General features: G+C 64.6%; 7 protein-coding genes. 3 read left to right on the top strand and 4 right to left on the bottom strand.

The genetic code is table 11. The features are described from left to right. The coding region (locus WA702_RS00140) for a MarR family winged helix-turn-helix transcriptional regulator (protein WP_425108499.1) at positions 1 to 451 on the bottom strand (451 nt) is incomplete at its 3' end. 156 nt (positions 452 to 607) lie between these two features. On the opposite strand from WA702_RS00140, the gene WA702_RS00135 reads away from it, so the two are divergent. The 3 genes from WA702_RS00135 (at position 608) to WA702_RS00125 (ending at position 3,877) form a co-directional block, all read left to right on the top strand. Beyond that, positions 608 to 2,536: an FAD-binding monooxygenase gene (locus tag WA702_RS00135; RefSeq protein ID WP_425108498.1), complete on the top strand. Its 1,929-nt coding sequence runs from the start codon at positions 608 to 610 to the stop codon at positions 2,534 to 2,536. A gap of 119 nt (positions 2,537 to 2,655) precedes the next feature. Next, positions 2,656 to 2,901: a PilZ domain-containing protein gene (locus WA702_RS00130; RefSeq protein ID WP_425108497.1), complete on the top strand. Its 246-nt coding sequence runs from the start codon at positions 2,656 to 2,658 to the stop codon at positions 2,899 to 2,901. A gap of 103 nt (positions 2,902 to 3,004) precedes the next feature. After that, positions 3,005 to 3,877, top strand: a complete 873-nt coding sequence (locus WA702_RS00125) for a tetratricopeptide repeat protein (RefSeq protein ID WP_425108496.1) — start codon at positions 3,005 to 3,007, stop codon at positions 3,875 to 3,877. Positions 3,878 to 3,889: 12 nt separating this feature from the next. Here WA702_RS00125 and WA702_RS00120 read toward each other — a convergent pair whose 3' ends face one another. Genes WA702_RS00120 through WA702_RS00110 form a run of 3 tightly spaced genes read right to left on the bottom strand, consistent with a single transcriptional unit; the run spans position 3,890 to position 7,372 of the window. Then, positions 3,890 to 5,158, bottom strand: coding sequence for an AAA family ATPase (locus WA702_RS00120; protein WP_425108495.1), 1,269 nt, complete (start codon positions 5,156 to 5,158; stop codon positions 3,890 to 3,892). Continuing rightward, positions 5,155 to 5,886, bottom strand: coding sequence for a CpaD family pilus assembly protein (locus WA702_RS00115; protein ID WP_425108494.1), 732 nt, complete (start codon positions 5,884 to 5,886; stop codon positions 5,155 to 5,157). Before WA702_RS00115 ends, WA702_RS00120 begins: the two co-directional genes overlap by 4 nt. A gap of 31 nt (positions 5,887 to 5,917) precedes the next feature. After that, entirely contained in the window at positions 5,918 to 7,372 is a 1,455-nt protein-coding gene (locus WA702_RS00110) for a type II and III secretion system protein family protein (RefSeq protein WP_425108493.1), read from the bottom strand. Positions 7,373 to 7,495 lie beyond the last annotated feature (123 nt).

The following is a 7,495-nucleotide window of genomic DNA, read 5'->3' as shown; positions in this document are numbered from 1 at the left end:
GCTCGCCCGCCGCGGCGTCCCGCAGGGGCGCACGGCTGAGTTCGTTGCCGGCAGCGATCGCCTTGCGCAGCAGCCGCATCAACTCTTTTCCTTCCGCCGCCGTCAGCCCGCGCAGCATGGTGGCCTGCGCCGCCTCGACGGCCGGCGTGATCGCGCGCAGCGTCTTTTTGCCCTCGGTAGTAAGCGTGAGCACGCGCGCGCGCCGGTCGCGGCTAGAGGCCTCGCGGATCACCAGGTTCTTTTGCACCAGGCGGTCGATTACCCCGGTGATGGTGGTGCGGTCATAGGCAATCAGGCCGGCCAAAGTGATCTGGTCGATGCCGGGATTGGCACTGATCGCCGCCAGTGCCGCATATTGGACCGGCGTCAGGTCGAAGCCCGCCTGCTCGATCTCGGCCAGGAACACGGCGACCGCGATCTGCTGGAAGCGGCGGGCCAGGTGGCCGGGCATGTCTTCCGTTTCCGTCACCGAAATCCTCCAATCGTCAGTTTATTGACAGGTATACTGATGATCAGTATACTGATCAATAGCGAAGTGGCATTCAAGTGCCCGTCGGCCGGGACTGCGCGGAGCGCGTCCGGCCGGCTCAAGACGGGAGGACGCAGCATGCAATTCCATCTCAACGGCTTCGAGCCTGGCGACCCCGACATCGCCGACCCCGTGGCGCGCGTGCATGGCGGCGGGGCGTCCGGGACCGTGCCGGCGGAGGTCGACGTGCTGATCGTCGGCTGCGGGCCGGCCGGGCTCAATCTCGCGGCGCAATTGTCCGCATTTCCCGACATCCGGACCTGCATCGTCGAGCAGAAGCCCGGTCCGTTGCTGTTGGGGCAGGCCGATGGCATCGCCTGCCGCACCATGGAGATGTTCAACGCCTATGGCTTCGCCGAGCGGGTGCTGCGGGAGGCCTGCTGGATCAACGAGACCACGTTCTGGAAGCCAGACGAGCAACAGCGTGAGGCCATCATACGCAGCGGCCGCGTCCAGGACGTCGAGGACGGGCTGTCGGAGATGCCGCACGTGGTGCTGAACCAAGCCCGCGTGCATGATTTCTTCCTCGAAATGATGCAGAGATCGGCTGCGAAGAGCGAGCCGTACTATGCGCGCAAGCTGACCGGCCTGCAGGTCGATCCCTCGGCCGGCACCGACGACCGCGCCATCACCGTGACGCTCGAGCGCTGCGATGCTCCGCATGAAGGCGAGGTCGAGACTGTCAAGGCGCGCTACGTCGTCGGCTGCGACGGCGCGCGCAGCACGGTGCGCAAATCGATCGGCCGCGAGCTACGTGGCGATTCCGCCAACCACGCCTGGGGCGTCATGGACGTGCTGGCGGTGACCGATTTTCCAGACGTCCGTTTCAAGTCGCTGATCCAGTCGGCCAACGACGGCAGCCTGCTCATCATTCCCCGGGAAGGCGGCTATCTGTTTCGGCTCTATGTCGAAATGGCCAAGCTCGAGGTCGGCGAGCGGGTTGCAGGCCGCAACATGACCGCCGATGCGGTCATTGCGAAGGCACAGCGCATTCTCAAGCCCTATACGCTCGACGTGAAGGAGGTGCCGTGGTGGTCGGTCTATGAGATCGGCCAGCGGCTGTGCGACAAGTTCGACGACGTCGCCGAGGCGGAGGTCGAGACGCGGCTGCCGCGCGTGTTCATAGCAGGCGATTCCTGCCACACCCATAGCCCGAAGGCCGGGCAGGGCATGAACGTCTCGATGCAGGACACCTTCAATCTCGGCTGGAAGCTCGCATCGGTGCTGCGCAAGCGCGCGGCGCCAGAGCTTCTGCACAGCTACTCGGCCGAGCGGCAGGCCGTGGCCAGCGAACTGATCGCGTTCGATCGCGAATGGGCCGCGCTGCTCGCCTCTGCCGCCAAAGGCGCCGATGGTTTCGATCCCGCGAAGACGCAGAGCTATTTCGTGCGCAGCGGGCGCTACACCGCGGGCACAGCGACGCATTATGGGCCATCGATCATCACCGGCGAGGCGAGCCATCAGCATCTCGCGCCCGGCTTTGTCATCGGCACACGTTTCCATTCCGCGCCTGTCATTCGCCTTGCGGACGCCAAGCCGATGCATCTCGGCCATGTCGTCAAGGCCGATGGGCGTTGGCGCATTTTCATGTTCGCGCCCGCGGCGGAGCCGGCAGAGGCGGGCGCCTCTGTCCGTGCACTCTGCGGCTTTCTCGCAGGCGATAGCTCGCCGATCCGAAAATACACGCCTGACGATGCGGACATCGATGCAGTGATCGATTTGCGCGCGGTGTTCCCACAGCAGCATCGCACCCTTGCGATCGAGACGATGCCGTCGCTGCTGCTGCCGGCGAAGGGAAAACATGCGCTGCGCGACTACGAGAAGATGTTCTGCGCTGACCCGAAGGCCGACATCTTCGCGATGCGCGGCATCGATCGGGCGGGATGCTTCGTCGTGGTGCGGCCCGACCAATATGTCGCCCATGTGCTGCCGCTCGACGGCACCGCAGAGCTGGCGGCGTTGTTCGACTGCTTCATGCTGCCGGCGCGGCGGGCATCGCATGGTTAACGGAAGCTGAAGATGACGCCCACAGTCCGAGCCGTTCTGATAGTCTGATCCCAATCTTTACTCGCTACAACTTGTCCGATCCACGGATGGTGTGATGATTGAGCGGGTGAGGGATCGATATGCTGGCGAACCGACGCAAGGCTGAACGTCGTTTGTGCAGGAGGGTTGCGAAGATTCATTGGGGAGCTGGATCGCTGCCGCGCGACTGCACGATCACCGACATCTCGGCCGGCGGCGTCAAGGTGGTGGCGGAGCTGCTCGAGATTCCGCAGCAGTTCAACATCATCTTCGCGCCGGATAATTCGCGCAAATGCCGCCTGGCCTGGCGGATCGGCTGCGAGTTCGGCGCCGAGTTCATCGACTGAGGGATGCGAGGGGAACGATGCTCGGCAGCAATGACCGTCTTAACGGGACCTTAGGGTTAATCCGTCAGCGTGCCCGGACCGTCGCTCATGATTGTCCCGTTGCATGCGTCCATCGCCTCGCCTTCGTCCGTTCGCCCGACCGGCACTGTTCGCCGCGTCCTTTGCGATGGTGCTGCTCGGCCTCGGCGCCTGCCAGACCACCGATCTCGCTGATGTCACCGGATCGCTCAGCGACAAGGCCGAGAAGGGGCCGCCGGCCGATCCGAGGTCGGAGGTCGAGTTCTACCGGGAGCGTTACCGCGCTTCGCCCAACGATCCCGACGTCGCGCTGAAATATGGCACTGCGCTGCGCGCCCTCGGCCAGCGCTCGCAGGCGGTGGCCGTGCTGGAGCAGGCGACGATCGCCAATCCGAATCACAAGGAACTGCTCGCCGCCTACGGCCGGGCGCTCGCCGACAACGGCAACTTCCAGCAGGCCTTCGACGTGCTGAGCCGCGCCCACACGCCCGAAGATCCCGACTGGCGCATCCTGTCGGTGCAGGGCGCGGTGCTCGACCAACTCGATCGTCACGACGAGGCGCGGCAGTATTACGCGACCGCGCTGAAGATCATGCCGGACGAGCCCTCGGTGCTGTCCAATCTCGGCCTGTCCTATCTGCTCTCCAACGAGTTGCCCAAGGCCGAGGAAACCCTGCGCAGGGCTTATGGACGTCCCGATGCGGACAAGCGGGTCAGGGTCAATCTCGCCGTGGTCGTTGGTCTCGAAGGCCGTGTCAACGAGGCCGAACGCATCATGAAGGCTGGCCTGCCGCCGGCTGAAGCCGCGGCCAGTACGACCTATCTGAAGCGGCTGCTGGCGCGCAAGCAGACCGCCCAGGCCGCGCAAAAGGATCAGAAAGCGCCCATGGTGCACCGGGTGCAGTCTGTGGCGGCGCCCGATAAGGACCTCGCCAAGATGCTCAGCCGCGAGGATTGAGCATCCCGTCGCCTATCTGACGCCCAGCAAACGCGCGATCGGTGCCAGCAACGAGCCCCGCTGCGGCCTGATATCGACGTGCCCGGTCAGGCGCCTGCCGAGCTCCTGGAACAGCCTGGTGGTGCGGCTCAGCGCCGCGATCTCGGCAATCATCTGGCCGTTATTGGCGGCAGTCCCGAACAGCTTGCAGTCGAACGGGATGGTGGCGATCGGCTCGCTCTCGACCGTCTTGGCGAAACGCTTGAGATCGATCTCCGGCCGCTTCGGCATGCCGACCTGGTTAAGACAATAGAGCGGCGGCCGGTCATTCGGCCGCGACGTCTTCAAGGTGCTCAGGAGATTCTTGGTGTTGCGCAGGTTCGCGAGGTCGGGCTCGGCGACCACCAGAATGTCGTCCGCCGTGATCAGCGCGTGCCGCGTCCAGGCCGACCACTGATGCGGGACGTCGAGCACGATGCACTGCTGGGTCATCCGCAGCGTGTCGAAGATGGCATCGAACGCCTCGGCGCCGAAATCATAGACCCGCTCCAGAGTCGCGGGTGCGGCGAGCAGGCTCAGATGGTCGCTGCATTTGGCAAGCAGGCGCTCCATCAGCGCGGTATCAGGCCGATCCGGCTGGAAAATCGCATTCGCGACGCCCTGCATCGGATCCTGGTTGTAGTCCAGACCGGCAGTTCCGAAGGCCATGTCGAGATCGATGACGACGGAGTCCATCGTCAGGTCGCGTGCCATGGTCCAGGCGATGTTGTGGGCGACGGTCGAAGCACCGACGCCGCCCTTGGCACCGACGATGGCGATGATCCGTCCCGTGATCACGGCCTCGGAGGCGGAGAACAGGCTGCAGATGCAGCGGATGATATCGAGCGTCTCGACCGGCCCGATCACATAGTCGTTGACGCCGCGGCGCACCAGTTCGCGATAGGCGACGGTGTCAGTAGGCGCACCGATGACCACGACGCGCGTGCCGGGATCGCAGACCGTGGCGAGCTCGTCGAGGCCGTCGATCACACTCGTGCTGGGATTGGTCTCCAGCATGATCACGTTCGGCGTCGGCTGCGAATGATAGGTCTCGATGGCGCGTGCCATGCCGCCCATCTTGATCGTGATATGAGCCTTGCCGAGCCGGCGGTCCTGGCTTGCGGCCTGGATCGCGGCCGAGGTCTGCTCGGTTTCGCAGAAGGCCTGCACCGAGACCCGTGGGACGGGTGCGATGTGATCGTCGGCGGCGAGCGGCTGCGGCTCGGCAGGCTGCTCCGGGTTCTGTCGGGACGCGCTGATCATTTGCCTGTGTCGCTGAGTTTGGCCTTGTCGGCTTCGGGATAGGTGATCGCAGTCGACTCGCCCTTGCGATATTTCTCGAAGGCGGCCGAGCGGCGCGGCGTATAGGCCGCGGTCTCGGAGCGAGGCTGCTCGAGGTCGGCCGGGTTGTCGATCATCGCGGCGAGATTGCGCTGGGTGGCGCAGCCGAAATTGTAATAATGGCGGTTCTCGTTGTATTCGGGATCCATGATGTTGGGACCGAGGTCCTCCGGCCAAAGGCCGCAGGGACCGGCGACGGCCGCGATCTTCGGATAGCTGATGCGGATCGCCGCGAATTGATGCGGGTTCTCGGGATGATAGGGCTGCATCGTGATCGCGCGCGACGGAACGCCGCTGGCAGCCAGCACCTCACGGATCTCGCGATAGGCATCCGCCGCGGCGCGGGCGTTCGGCGTATTGACCGGCACGCTGGAAACGATGACGCCGGTGCCCTCGCGCTGCCACGATCGCGCCAGACCGGCGACATCGGTACGCTGCTGCGATGTCAGTCCGCCGCGGCCCTGACCGACGAAGACGGCGATCGATTGATTGCCTTCCTGGATCGCGATCGGATGGCGATGCCTGTAGTCGTCGGGCACGGTCGCGGTCACGACCTCCGTGCTCGTCTGCATGCAGGCTCCGAGCGAAAGCGAGAGGCCGACAAGCGCGCCAATGAGACGCAGGCGGTCGGCTGCTGATGTCCTCGACATTGTGTATTTCCCCGTCCCCACGGTGTCAGTCTCAGTCGATGATGAAGCCGAAATTGGTCTCGTAGCCCGCGACTGGCTCGACTTTGCCGGCAATGCCGTAAAGCCGGTTCAGACGGCCGAGCAGCGCCGACTGCGAATCCGACGCCGATGCGAAGCCGTCGTCCGGACGCGACAGCTGGTTTTGCGCCACGGCGCGCACCACGTAGGGCGTGACCATCACCATCAGCTCGGTCTCGTTGTTGACATAGTCCTGGCTGCGGAAGAGCTGACCGAGCACCGGCAACTGATCGAGGCCGGGCAGGCCGTTGACGGCCTGCTTGGTCTGGTTCTGGATCAGGCCCGCCATCGCCATCGAACCACCCGAGGGCACTTCCAGCGTCGTCTCGGCGCGCCGGGTCTGGATCGAAGGAATCGTGACGCCGCTCAGATTGACCGAATTCTGGTTGGAGATTTCGGACACTTCGGTCATGACACGCAGGCTGATACGGCCTTCGGCGAGCACCACCGGCGTGAAGTTAAGCGAGATGCCGAACTTCTTGTAGGCCACCGAAAGTTGGCACTGCTGCAAGGAGCCAGCGCTTGTCCCCGGTTGGCAGGTGTAGCCCGCGGGGATCGGGAACTCGCCGCCTGCGATGAAGGTGGCCGACTCGCCGGAGATCGCGGTCAGGTTCGGTTCAGCGAGCGTCTTGATGACGCCCGCGCTTTCCATTGCGCGCATGGTTGCGGTGACGGATCCGAAGCCGCCCAGCGCCGTGGCGCTGGCGCCGTTGCCGCCGACCAGCGGCACGTTATTGGCCGTGAACGGATTGCTGTTGTTGAAATTCACGACCGCGGTGCCGTAGTTCATGCTGGCGCTGAGATCGATGCCCAGTTGCTTGATGATGTCGCGCCGGACTTCGGAGACGCTGACCTTGAGCATGACCTGATCCCGGCTGCGGACCACGATCGAGTTCACGACCTTGTCGGCGCCGCCGACCAGCCTTGCTGCGATTTCGCCAGCCTGCTGCGCTTCGACCGGGCTCGACACCGAACCGGTCAGGATGACGCCGTCGCCGACGCCATCGATCTTCACGCCTGGCGTGGTCTGGCGCAGCGCCGCTTGCACGCCGTTGAGATCGCGCTTGACCGCGATGTCATAGGCCGCGACCTGCTGGCCATCGGCATCAAAGAACACGACATTGGTCTGGCCGACCGCGGAGCCGATGATATAGGCGCGCTTGGCGGAGCGCACGACGGCATTGGCGATCTTCGGATCGGCCACCAGCACGTCCTTCACGTCCTCGGGAAAGTCGACCACGACCGACTTGCCGATGCCGAGGGAAAGGGAGCGCATCTTCGCCGAACTCGATGAGACGACCGGCACCTCCGCGTCGGCGGCGAAGACCGGGGTGAGCGCCGGGTTCAGCGTAAAAGCCGTGATGGCCGAGAAGGCGAGGGCGCGGACGAGCGCCGTCCGCCCCTTCGATCGAGTTTGCTCGCGCGTCATGATCTCTTCCTTCTCGTCACTTCTGTGCCGTTTGCGAGCTGCTGACGCCGTAACGAATGATCTCGACGCTGTTGCCGCGCCTGCTGGCCTTGTTGTCGGCATTGTTGGCTTCGGCTGCGTTGG

This window comes from Bradyrhizobium sp. (assembly GCF_049798375.1).
Lineage (GTDB): Bacteria > Pseudomonadota > Alphaproteobacteria > Rhizobiales > Xanthobacteraceae > Bradyrhizobium.
This window is presented reverse-complemented; position numbering and strand designations above follow the sequence as displayed.

Bases quoted from the DNA above. Each gene is read 5' to 3' on its own strand.
- WA702_RS00125 (WP_425108496.1), top strand. From the start codon at position 3,005: ATGCGTCCATCGCCTCGCCTTCGTCCGTTCGCCCGACCGGCACTGTTC.
- WA702_RS00110 (WP_425108493.1), bottom strand. From the start codon at position 7,372: ATGACGCGCGAGCAAACTCGATCGAAGGGGCGGACGGCGCTCGTCCGC.
- WA702_RS00130 (WP_425108497.1), top strand. From the start codon at position 2,656: ATGCTGGCGAACCGACGCAAGGCTGAACGTCGTTTGTGCAGGAGGGTT.
- WA702_RS00135 (WP_425108498.1), top strand. From the start codon at position 608: ATGCAATTCCATCTCAACGGCTTCGAGCCTGGCGACCCCGACATCGCC.
- WA702_RS00120 (WP_425108495.1), bottom strand. From the start codon at position 5,158: ATGATCAGCGCGTCCCGACAGAACCCGGAGCAGCCTGCCGAGCCGCAG.
- WA702_RS00115 (WP_425108494.1), bottom strand. From the start codon at position 5,886: ATGTCGAGGACATCAGCAGCCGACCGCCTGCGTCTCATTGGCGCGCTT.